The sequence below is a fragment of the Nocardia sp. NPDC050712 genome (genome assembly GCF_040654295.1).
In the GTDB taxonomy this organism is placed as follows: Bacteria; Actinomycetota; Actinomycetes; order Mycobacteriales; family Mycobacteriaceae; genus Nocardia.
The window spans coordinates 65,946-83,240 of sequence record NZ_JBFAHT010000002.1; the positions used below are offsets into that span (position 1 = coordinate 65,946).

General features: G+C 68.8%; 15 protein-coding genes. 6 read left to right on the forward strand and 9 right to left on the reverse strand.

Features of this window, described 5'->3' with window-relative positions; all coding sequences use genetic code 11:
- The first annotated feature begins 97 nt into the window (after positions 1–97).
- The gene (locus AB0H76_RS10695) at positions 98–2,158 is read left to right on the forward strand and encodes an AMP-binding protein (protein WP_357320722.1); all 2,061 of its coding nucleotides are present in this window, start codon (positions 98–100) and stop codon (positions 2,156–2,158) included.
- Positions 2,159–2,166: 8 nt separating this feature from the next.
- Here AB0H76_RS10695 and xdhC read toward each other — a convergent pair whose 3' ends face one another.
- Genes xdhC through AB0H76_RS10710 form a run of 3 tightly spaced genes read right to left on the reverse strand, consistent with a single transcriptional unit; the run spans position 2,167 to position 6,933 of the window.
- Positions 2,167–2,979 carry a xanthine dehydrogenase accessory protein XdhC gene (xdhC, locus tag AB0H76_RS10700; protein WP_357320725.1) on the reverse strand — a complete coding sequence of 271 codons (813 nt, stop codon included), beginning with the start codon at positions 2,977–2,979 and terminating at the stop codon, positions 2,167–2,169.
- A gap of 1 nt (position 2,980) precedes the next feature.
- The gene (xdhB, locus tag AB0H76_RS10705; protein ID WP_357320728.1) at positions 2,981–5,449 is read right to left on the reverse strand and encodes a xanthine dehydrogenase molybdopterin binding subunit; all 2,469 of its coding nucleotides are present in this window, start codon (positions 5,447–5,449) and stop codon (positions 2,981–2,983) included.
- On the reverse strand, positions 5,446–6,933 hold the full coding sequence (locus AB0H76_RS10710; RefSeq protein ID WP_357320731.1) for an FAD binding domain-containing protein: 1,488 nt from the start codon (positions 6,931–6,933) through the stop codon (positions 5,446–5,448). Before AB0H76_RS10710 ends, xdhB begins: the two co-directional genes overlap by 4 nt.
- A gap of 599 nt (positions 6,934–7,532) precedes the next feature.
- On the opposite strand from AB0H76_RS10710, the gene AB0H76_RS10715 reads away from it, so the two are divergent.
- Positions 7,533–8,033 carry a nucleoside deaminase gene (locus tag AB0H76_RS10715; RefSeq protein WP_357320734.1) on the forward strand — a complete coding sequence of 167 codons (501 nt, stop codon included), beginning with the start codon at positions 7,533–7,535 and terminating at the stop codon, positions 8,031–8,033.
- A gap of 51 nt (positions 8,034–8,084) precedes the next feature.
- Here the strand turns inward: AB0H76_RS10715 and AB0H76_RS10720 are convergent, their stop codons facing one another.
- Positions 8,085–8,351, reverse strand: a complete 267-nt coding sequence (locus AB0H76_RS10720; protein WP_357320737.1) for a hypothetical protein — start codon at positions 8,349–8,351, stop codon at positions 8,085–8,087.
- A 24-nt stretch (positions 8,352–8,375) separates the two neighbouring features.
- Complete coding sequence (locus AB0H76_RS10725) at positions 8,376–9,377, reverse strand: methyltransferase (protein WP_357320740.1); 1,002 nt, start codon at positions 9,375–9,377, stop codon at positions 8,376–8,378.
- Between the two features lie 172 nt (positions 9,378–9,549).
- Between AB0H76_RS10725 and AB0H76_RS10730 the strand changes: the two genes are divergently transcribed.
- Positions 9,550–10,380, forward strand: coding sequence for a pentapeptide repeat-containing protein (locus AB0H76_RS10730; RefSeq protein WP_357320743.1), 831 nt, complete (start codon positions 9,550–9,552; stop codon positions 10,378–10,380).
- Between the two features lie 7 nt (positions 10,381–10,387).
- Here the strand turns inward: AB0H76_RS10730 and AB0H76_RS10735 are convergent, their stop codons facing one another.
- A complete protein-coding gene (locus AB0H76_RS10735; RefSeq protein WP_357326073.1) occupies positions 10,388–12,124 on the reverse strand; it encodes a pyruvate dehydrogenase in 1,737 nt (578 codons plus the stop codon).
- A 121-nt stretch (positions 12,125–12,245) separates the two neighbouring features.
- Here AB0H76_RS10735 and AB0H76_RS10740 point away from each other — a divergent pair, with 121 nt between their 5' ends.
- Positions 12,246–12,644 carry an NUDIX hydrolase gene (locus tag AB0H76_RS10740; RefSeq protein ID WP_357320745.1) on the forward strand — a complete coding sequence of 133 codons (399 nt, stop codon included), beginning with the start codon at positions 12,246–12,248 and terminating at the stop codon, positions 12,642–12,644.
- Here AB0H76_RS10740 and AB0H76_RS10745 read toward each other — a convergent pair.
- Together AB0H76_RS10745 and AB0H76_RS10750 are read right to left on the reverse strand one after the other, a co-directional pair.
- Complete coding sequence (locus AB0H76_RS10745) at positions 12,641–14,128, reverse strand: APC family permease (protein WP_357320748.1); 1,488 nt, start codon at positions 14,126–14,128, stop codon at positions 12,641–12,643. The genes AB0H76_RS10740 and AB0H76_RS10745 overlap by 4 nt on opposite strands.
- Before the next feature lie 41 nt (positions 14,129–14,169).
- A complete protein-coding gene (locus AB0H76_RS10750) occupies positions 14,170–14,292 on the reverse strand; it encodes a hypothetical protein (RefSeq protein WP_357320751.1) in 123 nt (40 codons plus the stop codon).
- Between the two features lie 200 nt (positions 14,293–14,492).
- On the opposite strand from AB0H76_RS10750, the gene AB0H76_RS10755 reads away from it, so the two are divergent.
- Positions 14,493–14,978, forward strand: a complete 486-nt coding sequence (locus AB0H76_RS10755; RefSeq protein WP_357320753.1) for a GtrA family protein — start codon at positions 14,493–14,495, stop codon at positions 14,976–14,978.
- Here AB0H76_RS10755 and AB0H76_RS10760 read toward each other — a convergent pair.
- Complete coding sequence (locus AB0H76_RS10760; protein WP_357320756.1) at positions 14,975–15,628, reverse strand: TetR family transcriptional regulator; 654 nt, start codon at positions 15,626–15,628, stop codon at positions 14,975–14,977. The two genes, AB0H76_RS10755 and AB0H76_RS10760, sit on opposite strands and share 4 nt — an antisense overlap.
- 70 nt (positions 15,629–15,698) lie before the next feature.
- On the opposite strand from AB0H76_RS10760, the gene AB0H76_RS10765 reads away from it, so the two are divergent.
- Positions 15,699–17,288, forward strand: coding sequence for a GMC oxidoreductase (locus tag AB0H76_RS10765; RefSeq protein ID WP_357320759.1), 1,590 nt, complete (start codon positions 15,699–15,701; stop codon positions 17,286–17,288).
- Positions 17,289–17,295: the final 7 nt, after the last annotated feature.

The following is a 17,295-nucleotide window of genomic DNA, read 5'->3' on the forward strand; positions in this document are numbered from 1 at the left end:
ACCTGGTACCGAATACCCGTAAGTTCAGTTTTCAATCCGTTGTAGCCGGGCTGCCGGGCCCGCTGCGGCGCCGGTCGTCAGAGAAGTTGATCGTAGTTTGATTACCGATGTTGTCGAAGTGGTCGCCGAGGTTCCGGTCTCGCGGCGCGCGCTCTATGAGCTGTTGGTGGATCCGCAGAACTATCCGCGAATCCTGGTGGGAGTAGGCGGTTGCGAGCCGCTCGCGCCGGTGGACAACCGGCCGCTGGTGCGGTTCCGGATCGGGTCGATCGAGTCCGGGATCCGGACCATCGATGTGCAGCCGATCGTGGTGCGCTGGTTCGAGCGGCTGGAACTGCACTGCCCGGCCGAGGGCAGTTTCGCCTCGATCCGGCTGCGCGGCGAGGGCGAGAAAACCCAGGTGATCATCACCTGTTTCGCCGTCGGGCGGGTGCACCCCGGTCTCACCGAGGTGTCGAAAGCGACACTGGTGCAGTGGGTTCAGGCCGGGCTGGACCGGATCGTCGACATCGTCCGGAACAAGCCGACCTCGGTGGTGATCAACGGCGAGGACTCCCCGGTGCGACTGCGGGCGAGCGTGGCCCGGCAGATCCTGGTCAGCCGGGTGCTGGCCAGCCGCCCGGACCTGGGCGTCAAACAGGTGCGCAGCCTGGTGCGCTGGGGCTTCAACCTGGCCGGCGGGTACGCGGCGGGCGCGGCGCACTCCCCGGATCGGCTCGCCGTCATCGACGGGCAGGGCAGCCGGACCTTCAGCGAGATCGACCAGCGCTCCACCGCGCTGGCGGGCGCCATGGCCGGGCTCGGGCTCGGGACCGGTGACGCGATCGGCCTACTGGCGCGCAATCACCGCGGCATGGTCGAAACCATGGTCGCCGCGGGCAAACTCGGCGTCGATGTGGTGCTGATGAACGCGGGCCTGTCCGGGCGCACGCTCGAGGAGATCGTGCAGCGCGACCGGTTGATGGCGCTGTTCGTCGACAGCGAGCTCGAGGATCTGGTCAAATACCTGCGCGAGGACCTCCCGCGGATCAGCACCGACGTGGCGCCGACCTCGCATCGCACCACACTGGACGAGCTGATCGCCCAGCAGGACACCAAGTTCCGGATGCCCTCGCAGCCCGGCCGCCTGGTCGTGCTGACCTCCGGAACCTCCGGCTCGCCCAAGGGCGCGCGGCGTCCGCATCCCCGCGGGTTCGCCACGATCGCGGCGCTGCTCTCGCGCATTCCGCTGCGCATGCACGAGACCATGCTGATCCCCGCGCCGCTGTTCCACACCTGGGGCCTGGCCGGCTTGCAGATCAGCACGGCGCTGCGGGCCACCACCGTGCTGCCCGAACAGTTCGACGCCGAGGACACGCTGCGCCTGATCGCCGAGCACCAGGTCACCAGCCTGCTGGTGGTGCCGACGATGGTGGAGCGGATTCTCGATCTGCCGATCGCGGTGCGCGCCCGCTACGACCTGTCCAGCCTGCGCGTGGTCGCCAGTTGCGGTGCGCCGCTGGCGGCGGCGACGGTGCTGCGGTTCCTCGACGGCTTCGGCGACATTCTCTACAACGTGTACGGCTCCACCGAGGTGTCCTGGGCGACCATCGCCACCCCCGACGATCTGCGACTGTCCCCGATGACGGCCGGCTGCCCGCCGCTGGGCACGAAAGTCGCCGTGCTGGGCGAGGATCGGCGGCCGGTGCCGGTCGGGGTGGTGGGCCGGATCTTCGTCGGCAACCACATGCTCTTCGATGGGTACGTCAGTGCCGCGCCGCCGGAGGAGGTCGAGGGCCTGCTCGACACCGGCGACGTCGGCTATCTGGACGCGGCGGGGCGGCTCTACATCGCGGGCCGCGACGACGAGATGATCATCTCCGGCGGTGAGAACGTCTTCCCGCGCCCCGTGGAAGAAGCCCTCGCGTTGTTACCGCAGGTGAGCGAGGTCGCGGTGGTGGGTGTCCCGGACCGCGACTTCGGTCAGCGGCTGGCCGCCTTCGTGGTGAAACGCGAAGGGGTGGGACTGGATCCGGAGATGGTGCGCAACTACATCCGCAACCGGCTCGGGCGCGTCTCGGTGCCGCGCGACGTGGCGTTCCTCAGTCAGCTGCCGCGCGGCGAAACCGGCAAGGTGCTCAAGCGATTCCTGGCCGGTTTCGACGGCGCGCACAGCTGATCGGGAGGCTACTGCCCGTGATCCTTCTGGAAGGCCAGCAGTAGTTCGGCCGCGACGCTGATCGCGATCACGGCGGGCTCCTTGCCGGTGATCTCGGTCAGGCCGATCGGGGTCTTGATCCGGTTGATGGTGGCCTCGTCGTGGCCGCCCTCGGTGGCCAGCTTCTGCCGGAACCGGGTCCACTTGGCGGACGAGCCGATCAGGCCGATCGAGCCCAGTTCGGGTGTGCGCAGCGCGGTGTCGCACAGCGCGGCGTCCTCGGCGTGATCATGGGTCATGATCAGCACGTGGGTGCCGCGCGGTAGCTCCGCGATCACCTCCTCGGGCAGGAGCAGCGTGCGGTGCACGTGCACCTGCGCCTCGGCGTCCGCCAGCACGGCCAGGCGTTCGTCGGTCAGCTGCTCGGGGCGGGTGTCGATCAGGTGCAGATCGAGGTTGTGGCGGGCCAGGATCCGCGCCAGCTCGTAGCCGACGTGCCCGACGCCGAAGATCGCCACGGACGGCGTCACCGGCAACGGCTCCAGCAGCACGGTGACCACGCCGCCGCAGCACTGCACGCCGTGCCGGTTGGTGACCTTGTCGTTGAGCGCGAACTCCATCAGTTCCGCTTCCGGATCGGGCACGCCGATCAGCTCACGGGCCCGATCGATGGCGACGGCCTCGATATTGCCGCCACCGATCGAACCCCACGACTCGGTCTGTCCCACCACGAGTTTGGCGCCCGCCTTGCGGGGGGCGTGACCGCGAACGGTCACGACGGTCACCAGCACGCCGGCCTCCCGGCGTGCTCGCAACCCCGCGACCGCGGCCACCCAGGACATGTCAGGCACCGCTCGAGGTGCTCGACTCGGCCGGGACGCGCTGCCCGTTGCCGTTGCCGTTGGCGACGTGCCCGTTGCCGTTGGCAAGGGCGGCGTGGCCGTTCCCGTTGTGCCCGTTGGTGGCGTGCCCGTTACCGGCCACCGCGCTCTTGCGGGCCGCGCTGATGGCCCAGTACATCGCCTCCGGCGTCGCGGGCGAGGCCAGATCGACACTGGTGCCGGCCGGCCCGAACGCGGCGGCGGCCTGCCGCAGCGCCTCGCGCACCGAGAACGCCAGCATCAGCGGCGGCTCACCGACCGCCTTGGACCCGTAGACCGCGCCCTCCTCGGTGGCGTTCTCCATCAGCCGGACGTTGAACACCTCGGGCATCTCCGAGAAGCTCGGCAGCTTGTAGGTGCTGGCCGCCTGGGTCAGCAGCCGGCCGCGGCCGGGGCCCTCGCTGGTGTCCCAGCGCAGGTCCTCCAGCGTCAGCCAGCCCGCGCCCTGCACGAAGCCGCCCTCGACCTGACCGATATCGATCAGCGGCGAGAGGCTGTCGCCGACGTCGTGCACGATGTCCACCCGCCGGATCTTGTAGGCGCCGGTGAAGCCGTCCACCTCGACCTCGGTCGCGGCCGCGCCGTAGGAGAAGTACTTGAACGGTGAACCCTGGAAGACCTTCGCGTCCCAGTGCAGGCCCTCGGTCCGGTAGAAACCGGAGGCGGACAACTGAACTCGCTGCATGTAAGCGGTGCGGATCAGGGTGTCCCAGTCGAGTTCCTTGTCGTTGCCCAGGGCGCTGACCACACCGTCGACGATGCGCACGTCCGCGGCGGGCGTGCCCAGCTGGGAGGCCGCGACCTGAGCCAGGCGCGAGCGTAACTGCTCGCAGGCGTTCTTGATCGCGCCGCCGTTGAGGTCGGCGCCGGCGCTCGCGGCGGTGGCGGAGGTGTTGGGCACCTTGTCCGTTCGGGTCGGCGCCAGCCGCACCTTGTGCAGCGGGATGCCCAGCGTGGTCGCGGCGACCTGCATCATCTTGGTGTGCAGGCCCTGGCCCATCTCGGTGCCGCCGTGGTTGATCAGGACCGAGCCGTCCTTGTAGATCAGTACCAGCGACCCGCCCTGGTTGAAGGCGGTGAGGTTGAACGAGATACCGAACTTGATGTTGGTGATCGCCAAGGCGCGCTTGGTGTTCGGGTGCGTGGCGTTGAACACCGCGATCTCGCGCTGCCGCTCGGCCCAGTCGGCGCCGTCCTGCACCTGATGCCAGATCGCGCCGATCCGGTCGGTCTGGCCGACCGGCTGGCCGTAGGGCGTGCTCTGATTCGGCTGGTAGAAGTTGCGCTCGCGCAACTCGGCCGGGTCGAGGTTCAGCAGGGGCGCGCAGCGGCCCATGATGTCCTCGATGACGAGCATGCCCTGCGGGCCGCCGAAACCGCGGAACGCGGTGTTGGACACCGTGTTCGACTTGGCGATCCGCCCGTCGACGTGCGCGTTCGGGATCCAGTACGTGTTGTCGATGTGGCACAGCGCGCGGGCCAGCACCGGCTCGGACAGGTCCAGGCTCCAGCCGCCGTCCGCGGTCAGCGTCGCGGCCAGGGCCTGGATGCGGCCCTCGGCGTCGAAGCCGATCTTCCAGTCGGCGTGGAAACCGTGCCGCTTGCCGGACATGGTCAAATCTTGAGTCCGGTTGAGCCGCAGCCGAACCGGGCGACCGGTCAGCTTGGCGCCGAGCGCGGCGATGGCCGCGAACCCGTGCGGCTGCATCTCCTTGCCGCCGAAACCGCCGCCCATGCGCAGGCACTGCACCGTCACCTCGTGGCTGTGCAGCCCGAGCACGTGCGCGACGATTTCCTGTGTCTCGGAAGGGTGCTGGGTGCTGGACTGGATGAAGATCTGCCCGGACTCGTCGACCAGCGCCAGCGCGCAATGGGTTTCGAGGTAGAAGTGCTCCTGGCCCTTGAACTCGAGCTCGCCGGTGAAGACGTGCACCGAGTTCGCGAAGCCCTCCTCGATGTCGCCGCGGATCATGCTCGGCCGGGCGCCGTGGAAGCTCTCGGTCGCGATCGCCTCGCGCACGCTGACGATCGCGGGTAGCTCCTCGAGGTCGACCTCGACGGCCGCCGCGCCCAGCCGGGCCGCTTCCAGGGTCTCGCCGAGCACCCACGCGACGGCGTGGCCGAAGAACATGACCTCGGGCGGGAACAGCGGCTCGTCGTGCTTCATGCCGGCGTCGTTGACGCCGGGCACGTCGGCGATGGTGAGCACGCGCACCACGCCCGGCACCGCGAGCGCGGCCTCGGTGCGCAGCGCGACGATCCGGCCGTGCGCCTTCATCACCTGCACGGGGTAGGCGTGCAGGCAGTCCTTGGTGCGGTACACCAGGTCGTCGGTGTAGAGCGCGGTACCGGTGACATGCAGCGACGCACTCTCGTGCGGCAGCGGCAGCCCGACTACAGGACGCTCGGGAATCTCGGACAGCTGGCTCATGACAAGACCGCCTCGGTGGTTTGCGCGTACAGCTTCAGCAGGCTCTGGCCGAGCATCGCGGAGCGGTACTCGGAGCTGGCCCGGTGATCGCTCATCGGGGTGCCCTCGGACTGCAGGATCAGGGCCGCGGCCTCGACGGTCTCGGTGGACCAGGGCTTGCCCACCAGTGCCGCCTCGGTGTCGCGGGCGCGGATCGGGGTGGCGGCCACGCCGCCCAGGCCGATGCGCACCGCGCGGACGACGCCGTCCTCCAGGTCCAGCGCGAAAGCGACCGCGACACTGGAGATGTCGTCGAAACGCCGCTTGGCGATCTTGTGAAACGCCGTGACCGGAGCCAGCGGCAGCGGGATGCGCACGGCGCGGATCAGTTCGTCCGCCCGGCGCACGCTCTGCCGGTAGCCGGTGAAGTAGTCGGCCAGGTCGATCACGCGCTCGCCGTCGGCGGAGGCCAGCACGACCGACGCGCCGAGGGCCAGCAGCGCCGGCGGGCTGTCACCGATGGGGGAACCGGTACCCAGGTTGCCGCCGAAGGTCGCGGTGTTGCGGATCAGCCGGGAGGCGAACTGCGGGAACAGCTGCGCCAGCAGCGGCACGCTGCCGTCGAGGCGGCGTTCGATCTCGGTGAGCGGCACGGCCGCGCCGATCTCGATGTGATCGGATTCGACGCGCAGCTCCCGCAATTCGGGGAGGCGATCGATGCCGATCGCGTAATCGGCACGCCGGGAGCGAATGTTCACCTCGACGCCCCAGTCGGTGGAGCCGGCCACGAGCACCGCGTCGGGGCGGTCGCGCAGCAATTGCACGGCGTCGGCCAGCGTCTCGGGACGGCGGAAGGTGCGGCCGTCCTGGCTGTACTCGGTGGCGACCGCGGCAGGTGCTTCCGCGCCGCGGCGCTGCGCGAACTTGTCGTCCTCGCTCGGGGCGCCGAGCGCGAACGCCGCATCCCGGATCGGGCGGTAACCCGTGCAGCGGCACAGGTTTCCGCTCAGCGAGTGCAGGTCGAAGCCGTTCGGGCCGTGCTCGGCGTCATGGGCGTCGTCGTGCGCGTGCGGCTCGGCCTCCGCCTTCGCGGCGCCGCCGCAGCGGTTCGGACGGTAGTACTCCGAGGCCATACTGCAGATGAAACCGGGCGTGCAGTAACCGCACTGCGAACCGCCGCGCACGGCCATCTCCTGCTGCACCGGATGCAGGGCGGTCGGTGCGCCGGTCGGGTCCAGGGTGCCCAGGCCCTCGGCGGTGACGATCTCCTGACCGTCGAGCGCGGCGACCGGCACCAGGCAGGCGTTGATCGCGACCCAGTCGGTGGGCTGCTCGACACCGGGGCGGGCCACCATGATCGAACAGGCACCGCATTCGCCTTCGGCGCAGCCTTCCTTGCTGCCGGTGAATCCGCGATCCCGCAGGAAATCCAAGACCGAGGTGTGAGGCTCGGCCGGGGAAATCGGGGTGGACTCCCCATTGACCGTGATCCGCGCCGCTACCATGGCACAACCTCATTTCGGTGCGCGCTCGATACGATAATCCTAGTCGCCATTTCAGGAGCTTTCTATTCGGTCGCAAATCGGCACGCGAGGTCGTGCCGCGGGGCGGTGAGAGAGATCGAAAAATGCCGGGGCCACAAACGGGCACACCGAAACGGCGGTTCAGTTGCCGTGTGCGACCCGGCCCGGGACCCAAACGGTCCGGTGAGCGCGGCGGCGCAGGTCAGAGATGGTCGACATCGACTACGCCTCCTTCTGGCAGCTCACGGGTCGGATGGCTCGAAACTACGGTGACGCAGGCCATAGGTCAAGCTGCGCGGGCCCGGGTCGGAGGGGTTTGTAGGAAGCTCCGAACGGTAACTCTCAATATGCCTGCGACTAGGCTTTTCGCACCAATAGATATGACGACGATGTTTCTCTCGGTTAACCCTGGATGGCTCTTGTCTAAGCCTACGAAAAGGTGGACCCCGGCCAGTAACGTCTTCATGTCTTCCACCCCTAGCTGAGTTCGGCGGTTTGCCTGTGTACTTCTCGTCACAAGTTGCCGATGAGGGCGGACGCGTTCGACGCGAAGGCTCGCACCGTATCCGAATGGAGTGACCGTGACCGCTACTCGAGAGACCAGCATCCAGGAGCTGGAGCGCGCCTGGATGGACGAGGCGATCAGGTTGGCCACCACCAGCGTGGCCAACGGGGGCGGCCCCTTCGGCGCCTTGGTCGCCAAGGGGTCCGAGGTGGTCGCGATCGGGCACAACCAGGTCACCTCGACCCTGGACCCGACCGCGCACGGCGAGGTCAGCGCGATGCGCGCCGCCTGCAAGGAGCTGAACACCTTCTCCCTCGAGGGCTGTGTACTGGTCACCTCGTGTGAGCCGTGCCCGATGTGCCTGTCCTCCGCGCTGTGGGCGCGCGTCGACCGCATCATCTACTCCGCGGACCGGCACGACGCCGCGGTAGCCGGCTTCGACGACCTCAAGTTCTACGACCTGTTCGAACTCAAGCCCAAGTCGAACTGGCCGACCCGCGTCGAGCAGTTGGACCTGCCGAACCGCAACGCGCCTTTCGACGCGTGGCTGGCCAAGACCGACCGCATCGATTACTGATCTCCAGCTCCTTGTGAAACGGCGACCCGCGTCCACGCGGGTCGCCGTTTTTCATAGCGTCCACTCATCGGCGAAGTCCGCGTGATCCGCCCAGACATGCGCGAGAAACCGCAACATCGAATCCCCCAGCAACCCGCCGTGCCACAGCGCGAACACCAAAATATGCCGCTTGCTGATGATTTCGCGCAATCCCCGCGCCCGCTCCGGCCCTCCGGCGATGCCCAGCGCGGCCACTTCGTCCTCCGAGATCCGTTCCCGGATGAACGCGTCGATCTCGAGATGCTGTGCAGTCACAAGCAATTGGACGCACCCGTCCACCACCCGGTTCCATAGCCGTTCTGCCTAGTCACCGGGCATCCGGCGGAACTCGAGAAGGCAACGCTGCTCGGTCAGGTCGGTCACGGATTCCAGGGTCAGACCGTGGGGTGCGGTGAGGGCGCGGAATTCGTCGAGACGGCGTTCACGGCCGCCGAAGATGACGAGCATGGCGAGATCGAATTCGGTGCCGGCGTGGCGGCCGCCGACGGGCTCGATGATCAAGAGACGGCCGGTCGGAGGCAGGGCTCGGACGCAGCGCGCGAGGATCAGGTGGGCGTGGGCGTCGTTCCAGTCGTGCAGGATGTCGCAGAGCAAATAGGCCTGTGCGCCTTCGGGAATCGGGTCGAAGAAGCTGGCGGCGGTGACCTGGACGCGGTCGGCCACACCGTGCGCGGCGAACGTGTGGCGGGCTTCGGAGGCGGTGGGGTCCAGGTCGATCAGATGACCACGGAGGCCGGGATTGGCGGTGAGGACAGCGGCGAGCAGGGTGCCGTGGCCGCCGCCGACATCGACGAGGGTGGAGTAGCGACTCCAGTCGTAGGCGGCGACGATCCGGGGGATCTGGTCGCGGAATCGATCGGTCATCTGCTGGTCGAAAGACGCGCGCAGGTGCGGGTTTCGGGTGAGATCGGCCCAGAAGTCTTGGCCGTAGCGCCGCGCATAGCCTGCCGTGCCGGTGGTGACGCTGTGCAGGAGTTCGGTGAAGGCCAGTTCGGCGCGGCCGCCGGCGAGGTCGAGGTGCAGGAAGTTGGTCAGGCCGTTCCCGGCGTCGCCGCACAGTGCCGAGCCGAAAACGGTGGTGCGGTAAAGGTTGTCCGCACGCTCGAGGATATCCAGCATCGTCAGGTGGCCGAGGAGGAGTTCGAGGGCGGTCGCCGACAGCTCGAGCTCGGCGGCGACCTGCTCGGTAGTCGCGCCGTTGCCACGCAATCGATCCGGTAGGCCGAGGGTTACCGCGACGCGTATGGCCATGGGGGTGGCCAGGCCGGCCATGCTGCGGAGGGTGGCGGCGTGGTGGTCGTTCATGGGGGTCGAGGATCGCATTTCTGTCGGTGGGGTGCGAGATAATTATGGGGTGAGTTCGTTACGTAGGCCGCAAGCAGCTGATCGTCAAATCCCTGACCGCACAGGGCAATTGCGGCGGCGGGTGCCGGTCGGGGCGCAGCGGCGGCCGGGGCGGGTTCGTAGTATGCGGCCGGTGGAGGCTGGTTGGGGGCGGCGGGCGCGGGGGCGGGCCGTGGCGGTGCTGGGCTGGGAGGGGTGGCTGAAGCTGGCGTCGATCGCGACGGCGGTGGGTGTGCTTATCGGGCTGTGGTTTACGGCCGGTTCGTTCGAGGCGACGAGTAGGCAGATCGCGATCGCGGATCGGGCCGAGGTCACCAGCAGGTTCGCCAAGGCGATCGAGCAGCTCGGCACCGAGAGCGTCGATGTGCGGCTGGGCGGGATCTACACCCTGGAAGGGATCGCTCGCGATTCGGATGCCTACCGGTCGACGGTCTTCGAGGTGCTGGGCTCGTTCGTGCGGACGCATGCCCCGGTCGCCAAGGAGTGCGCGCTGTTCCCCGCGGCCGATATCCAAGCCGCCGCGACGGTGATCGGCCGCCGCACATCGGACACCCTGAAGATCGATTTGTCAGGTGCGTGTCTGAGCGGGGTAGACCTTCGTTCCGCGAACCTGCGGGGCGCGATCCTGAACGACGTCGATCTCACCTCGGCGCTACTGATCGGCGCGGATCTGCGCGACTCCCGTTCGGCCAATACGAATTTCCGCGCCGCCCGCCTGGGCGCCGCGGATCTGACGGGCGCCGCCCTCTCCCTCGTGAACTTCGCCGAGGCCACTTTCGTCGGCCCCGACGCCACGGGCGACAGCGTCGACGCGGGGTGGAGTTACTACCTCCCGGTGGCGGACAACCGCTTCTCGGCGAAGCTCGACCGTGTCGTGTTCCGAAACTGCTACTACGACGAGACGACCCAGTGGCCACCAGGATTCGTGCCGCCGAAGAAGGGCAGCTACACCTGGCGGGACTGAGCCGGGCTCAGGGCCGGGGGATATTGCGAATATTGCTGCGCGCCAACTCGAGCATCGTCCCGACCCCACCCCCGAGCACGGTCCGCCCGGCACTCAGGGCGAACCCCTTCAGCATCTCGCCCGTGATCTTGGGCGGAATGGACAGCGCGTTGGGGTCGGTGATGATCTCCAGCACCGCGGGACCGGGTGTCGCGAAGGTGGCGCGCAGGGCGTCGTCGATGCCTGCGGGGTTCTCGACCCGCAGCGCGGGCAGCCCGCAGGCTTGGGCGATGCTGGTGAAATCGACGGCGGGATGGTCGGTCCCGAACGACGGATACCCGTCGACCATCATTTCGAGCTTCACCATGCCCAGGCTCGCGTTGTTGAAAACCACGACCTTGACCGGAATGTCGTACAGCCGCAGCGTCAGTAGCTCCCCGAGCAGCATGCTCAACCCGCCGTCGCCGCAGATCGCGATCACCTGCCGCCCGGGGTAGGCGAACTGCGCGCCGATCGCATGGGGGAGCGCGTTGGCCATGCTCCCGTGCAGGAACGAGCCGATCACCCGCCGCTGGCCGTTGGGCGTGAGATACCGTGCGGCCCAGACATTTCCCATACCGGTGTCGACGGTGAACACCGCGTCGTCGGCGGCTCGCGCGTCCAGCAGCGCGGCCGCGTATTCCGGGTGGATGGGTGTCCGGTCGGCGATATTGCCGGTGTAGGCCTCGACCACCTTGTCCAGCAGTTTGGCGTGCCGCCGCAGCATCTTGTCCAGGAAGGACCGGTCCGTGCGCGGGCGAAGGCGTTCGAGCAGCAGCGCGATGGTCTCTTTCACGTCGCCGTGCACGGCGAGCTCCAGCGGGGTGCGCCGGCCGAATCGGGTCAGGTCGTGATCGATCTGCACGGTGTGCTGCTGCGGCAGGAAGGTGTCGTAGGGAAAGTCGGTGCCCAGCAACACGACACAGTCCGCGTCGTGCATCGCCTCGTAGCACGCGCCGTACCCGAGCAGGCCGCTCATGCCGACGTCGAAGGGATTGTCGTACTGGATCCACTGCTTGCCGCGCAGGCTGTGACCGACCGGCGCGGACAGCGCCGTCGCCAGGGCCATCACCTCGCCGTGCGCGTCGCGCACCCCGTCGCCGCAGAACAGCATGACCTTCCCGGCGTTGTCCAGGATCCGGACCAGCTCGTCGATCCGGTCGGCGCTCGGCACCACCGGTGAGCGCTCGGCCAGATGTGTGGCTTCGGCCTGCGGCGCCGGGGCGTCCTGCGAGCTGACGTCGCCGGGGATGGTCAGGACCGAGACTCCGCCCGCGCCGAGCGCGGTCTGCACGGCGATGCGTAGCAAGCGGGGTAGTTGTTCGGGCGCGGAGATGAGCTCGCTGTAGTGACTGCACTCGGTGAACAGCTGCTGCGGGTGCGTCTCCTGGAAGAAGCCCGTGCCGATCTGCGTCAGCGGCAGGTGCGAGGCGATCGCCAGCACCGGCGCACCCGTGCGGTGCGCGTCGTACAGTCCGTTGATCAGGTGCAGGTTGCCGGGCCCGCAACTGCCCGCGCACACCGCGAGCTTCCCGGTGAGCTGTGCCTCGGCGGCCGCCGCGAACGCCGCCGCCTCCTCGTGCCGCACGTGCACCCATTCGATCCCTTCGGCGCGGCGGACCGCGTCCACGATGGGATTGAGACTGTCGCCGACGATCCCGTAGATCCGGGAGACGCCGAGGGCGACCAGGTCGCGCACGAGCATGTCGGCGAGGGTGGTCACGATCTACCTGCTTTCGCTGTAGAACTACTGCGGACCGGGACCAGGATAGGACCTGCCCTGGCCCGATCATGCAGGTCAGACCGTCGGCTGGGCGATTCGCGGGCCCGCCGAGCATGATCGTCCGATGAGCGAGAAGCACTTGGTGTACTGCCGGATCGAACGCGCCGGCGCGGTCCTGCTGCTCCGCCGCGCACCCGGCGTGTTCCTGGCGGGCCGCTGGGAGCTACCCGGCGGCGGGATCGAACCGGGCGAGGCGCCGGAGCAGGCCGCGATCCGCGAGGTGGCGGAGGAGACCGGATTGCGCATCGAGATCACCGCCGAGCGTTCGGCGCACTCTTGGATGGACGTCGCGGGACGCCCACTACGCATTCACGCGCGGGTGTTCGACGGGTCCGAAAGCGGCAGTGCCCCAGTCCTGCTCAACCCCGAGGAGCACGACGATCATGCCTGGTGCACACCCGAAGAGGCGGCAGCGCTCGACTTGGCCGAGCACTTCCGGGACGCGGTAGCGAAGACGATCTAGCGCCGGTCCGGCGGTTCTTGCGCCCCCTCGGGTTCGGTCAGCTCGGGCGCGACTTCCCGGGTGGCCATCCCACCCTGTCGACCCTGATCGGTGGGGCCCGGCCGTCCGCCCTTCGGCTCGTTGCTGTCCTCGTCGTGCGAATCCTTTTTCTCCGACATGAGATTCCTCCTCGATAGTGGTTCTCCGGACTTTTCGGCACCGTCCCGGCGGGCGCGCACCCCGTTCACGACCGCGAGCACGACACCCAGCGCGACCAGGATCAGGCCGCGCACCCAGACCTCGCCCTCGATGCGGGTGAACAGGAACAGGCAGGAGGCCAGGCCGAGCCAGGGGATGATCGTGGGAATCCGGAAGTGGCCGGGTTCGCCTGTTTCCCGGCGCAGGACGAGCACGGACGCGTTGACGCTCGCGAAGACGAACAGCAGCAGCAACACCAAAGTGGCCGCGAGCGAATCGACTTCACCGGTGAGGGCGAGCAGCAACGACACCGCCGAGGTCACCAGAACCGCGACCCAGGGCGTGCGTCGGCGCGGCAGAATCCGGGCGAGCGCGGCCGGCAGCAGTCCATCGTTGGCCATTCCGTACGCCAGCCGCGAGGACATGATGCCGGTGAGCAGCGCGCCGTTGGCCACCGCCACCAGGGCGATCACGCTGAACAGCCAGTCGGGCATGCCGCCGGCGACGTGCACCACTTCCAGCAGCGGCCCACTCGATCCGCTCAGCACGTCGGTGGGCACGGCCGCACTGGCCACCACGCCGATCAGCATGTACACCACACCGGCGGTGAGCACCGCCCCGAACAGTGCCCGGGGATAGGACCGCCGCGGATCTTTCACCTCCTCGGCCAGATTCACCGAGGTCTCGAAGCCGACGAAGGAGTAGAACGCCAAAACCGTTCCCGCCAGCACCGCGCCGACCGCACCGTGCTCGGCGGTGCCCACCTGGGTCAGCCGCCCGAGATCCGCGTCGCCCCGCAGCATCACCCAGGCCCCGAGCCCGATGATCAGGACCAGGCCGCCGACCTCGATCAGCGTGGCCACCACATTGGCCCCGAGCGATTCCTTGATGCCGCGAATATTGAGCGCGGCCAGCAGGACCAGGAAGACCACGACGACGACCAGCGTCGGCAGCGTGACCAGCGCCTGGAGATAGTCCCCGGCGAACCCGCGGGCCAGCGCGCCCACCGACACCACGCCGGCGGCCAGCATGCAGAAGCCGACGAACGATCCGGCGGCGGGCCCGAACGCGGTGGTCACATAGTGTGCCGAGCCGCCCGCGCGCGGGTACTTCGTCGCCAATTCGGCATAGGCGCCGGCGGTGAGCGTGGCCAGCCCGAGCGCGACCAGCAGAGGCAGCCATACCGCCCCGCCGGATTCCCCGGCGATCGATCCGATCAAGACGTATACCCCGGCGCCGAGAATGTCGCCGAGAATGAAGAAGTACAGCAGCGGGGTGGTTACCGCCCGCTTCAGCGCGATCGCCATGCCGGGTCGATACCCAGCCGATCGTCATCCAAGCGTGGCGGCTAGCCGACCGACATCGCCGCGGTCACCAGCGCGGCCACGATGAGCACCGCGAGGACCGTTAGGGCCACCCGGTTCCCCCGCGACGGCGGCTGGGCTTCCGGGTGCTCCGGGTGTTCGATCATGGCGTCGCTCCGTCGATATGTGGTCGGGTCCTGTCGGCTCCGGGCACGTGTCCCGGCGCGGTTCAGGCACTTGTTGCGGGCTGTTCGGACCCTAGCGACTCAGACGCTCGTTCGCAGCGGTAATCGGCGAGTGGCGCGTGTCAGCTCTCGTGTCAGCGCAGTGTCAGAGCGGTGTAAGCGCGGCTCGCGACAGTATCGGTGTGAACAGCACAGCAATCGCAGCGCCCGGATTCGAGGGCATCGCCGGTTCCTTCTCGATGCCGCGCACCGACGGGATCGCCCGGGCGGCGCTGTTCCTGCGCGGCGAGCACGTCCTGGCCCAGCTGATCCGCTTCGCGCTGGTCGGCGGCGCCAGCAATATCGCCTACGTCGTGCTGTTCACGGCCCTGCACACGGTCGGCCCGATGCTCGCCAATCTCGCCGGCTCCATTCTCAGCACGGTGATCGCGAACGAACTGCACCGGCACCTCACCTTCCGGGCGGCCGGGCGGGTCACCTGGCTCAGCGCACAGGTCGAAGGCGGCGGGCTCGCGCTGCTCGGCCTGCTGGTGAGCACGGCCGCGCTCGCCGGTCTCGAATGCTTGGCCCCGGGCCTCGATGAATTCACGCAGGCGGGCGCGATCCTGGTCGTGATGGCGGTGGTCGGCGGACTGCGCTTCCTGGCGTTGCGCCGCTTCGTGTTCTAGGCGCGCCGGTACGGCGCGGCGATCTCCGGGCTGAGGGGTGTCGCGACCGCCTCGCCGGCTTCGCGCCGGGCGACGGCCGCGGCCGCGTCGGCGACATTGTCGGAGGTCAGGCGGTAGACGGCACGCTCGATCAACGGCACCGCCTGGGCGACCTCGAGCGTGCCGTCGGCGCATTGCGCGAGCAGCGCGAACACCATGTTGGACGCGATGGTGGCGATGTCGAGCAGGTAGGTCTGCTCGGCCCCGGCGAGCACCGCCCCGACCACCGGCAGCACGGCGTCCAGCCCCTGGTTGTCCAGCCGCTCGGCGCCGGGCCCGGTGCGCGCGCGATGGTAGGCCCGCAGCATCAACGGATGCCGCTCCCACGGTTCGAACACATGCCGGATGACGCGCATCAGCCCGTCGTAGATCGTCTCGCCCGGCGGCGGGTATTCGATGGCGACATAGGCGTTTTCGGCCATCCACTGTTGCAGGGCGGCCACGATCAGCTCGTCGCGGGTGGGGAAGTGCTTGTAGATCGTGGTCAGCGAGACCCGGGCCTGACGTGCGACTCCGCGCAGCTGGACGGCGTCGTAGCCCTCGGTTTCCAGCTGTGCGCGCACCACCTCGACGATGCGGTTTCTCAGAGCCTCTTCCGTCTCCCTGCTCACCCCGCTACAGTAACGCCGTTATTCGAGTAACCGTGTTACTCGCCTCGTCTGGACGATTCGAGAGTTCTTGATGCCATCTCTGACGCGCCGGTCACTGCTGACCGGAGCGGCGGCGGCCGGAGCGATGCTCCTGGGCCCGCCGGTCGCGCGGGCCACGCCCGCACCCTCCCGGCGCTCGGTTCCGCTCACCCGCGAGGAACATCGCGTCGTGGTCGTCGGCTCCGGGTTCGGTGGCGGCGTGGCCGCGCTGCGCCTGGCCCAGGCCGGCGTTCCGGTCACCGTGCTGGAGCGCGGGATCCGCTGGCCGACCGGCCCCGGCGCGGACACCTTTCCGCACCCGACCGCGCCGGACCGGCGCATGCTCTGGCACGACTCGATGCGCAGCCCGTTCGGCAAGACCCTCGACGTCGAGCGCTACACCGGCCTGATCGACGCCGTGCCCGGGGTGAACATGACCGCGCTGTGCGCGGCGGGCGTCGGCGGCGGATCCCTGATCTACCAGGGCATGTCGCTGCAACCCGCGGAAGCGGTCTTCAACGCGCACCTGCCGCCGGAGCTGGACTGGGCGACCATGGACCGGGTGCACTACCGGCGGGTGGAGCGCATGCTCGGCCTCGCCGTCGCGCCCGACGAGCTCATCGACAGCCCCACCTACGCCGCACCGCGGATCTTCGCCGAGCACGTGCGCCGGGCCGGACTGCCGCTGACCAAGATCCCCATGCCGATCGACTGGGACTTCGCGCTCGCCGAACTCCGGGGCGAAATGAAGGCCTCCTACACCAACGGTGACGGCGCCCTCGGCGTCAACAACGGCGGCAAGCACTCGGTCGATGTCACCTACATCGCGCAGGCGGAGGCGACGGGACGGGTCCGGGTCGAGACCTTGCATCAGGTCACCGCGGTCGAGCGGGCCGCGGACGGGCGCTGGCTCGTGCACGTCGACCGCATCGACACCACCGGCACGGTGGTCGAGAACAAGATCCTCACCACCACCGCGCTCATCCTGGCGGCGGGCAGCATCAACACCACCCGCCTGCTGGTGCGCGCGGCGGCCAAGGGCCAGATTCCCGATCTGCCCGACGCCGTGGGGGAGGGCTGGGGCACCAATGCCGACCGCATCTACCTCTGGACCAATCCGGCCGCCGATTTCGGTGTGGCACAGGGCGGTCCGGTCGTCTACGGCAGCCTGCTCTGGGACGACCCGCACAGCGCCCACACCCTGATCCAGGCCTCCACGCCGCCGACCGGCGTCGAGACGCACAGCACGATGATGGTCGGCTACGGCGTCAGCGCCAGCCGCGGGAGCTACCGCTACGACTCCGGCTCCGACGACGCGGTGCTGCACTGGCCCGCCGACGGCGACACCTACATCCAGAACAATTTCATCGGCCCGACGGCCCATCGAATCGCCGGTGCCGCAAGCACTCTCACCGACACCAACGAGCTGTTCCCGTCCACCTGGCATCCGCTGGGGGGTGCTTGCATGGGCACCGTCTGCGATCTCGACGGCCGGGTGCTCGGTCAGCGCGGTCTCTACGTCGTCGACGGCGCGCTGCTGCCCGGCAACGCCGCCGCCTGCAATCCCTCCATGACCATCGCGGCCGTCGCCGAACGCGCCCTGGACAACCTCGTCGCCCACGACGTCGGTTCCGCGATCTGACCTGACC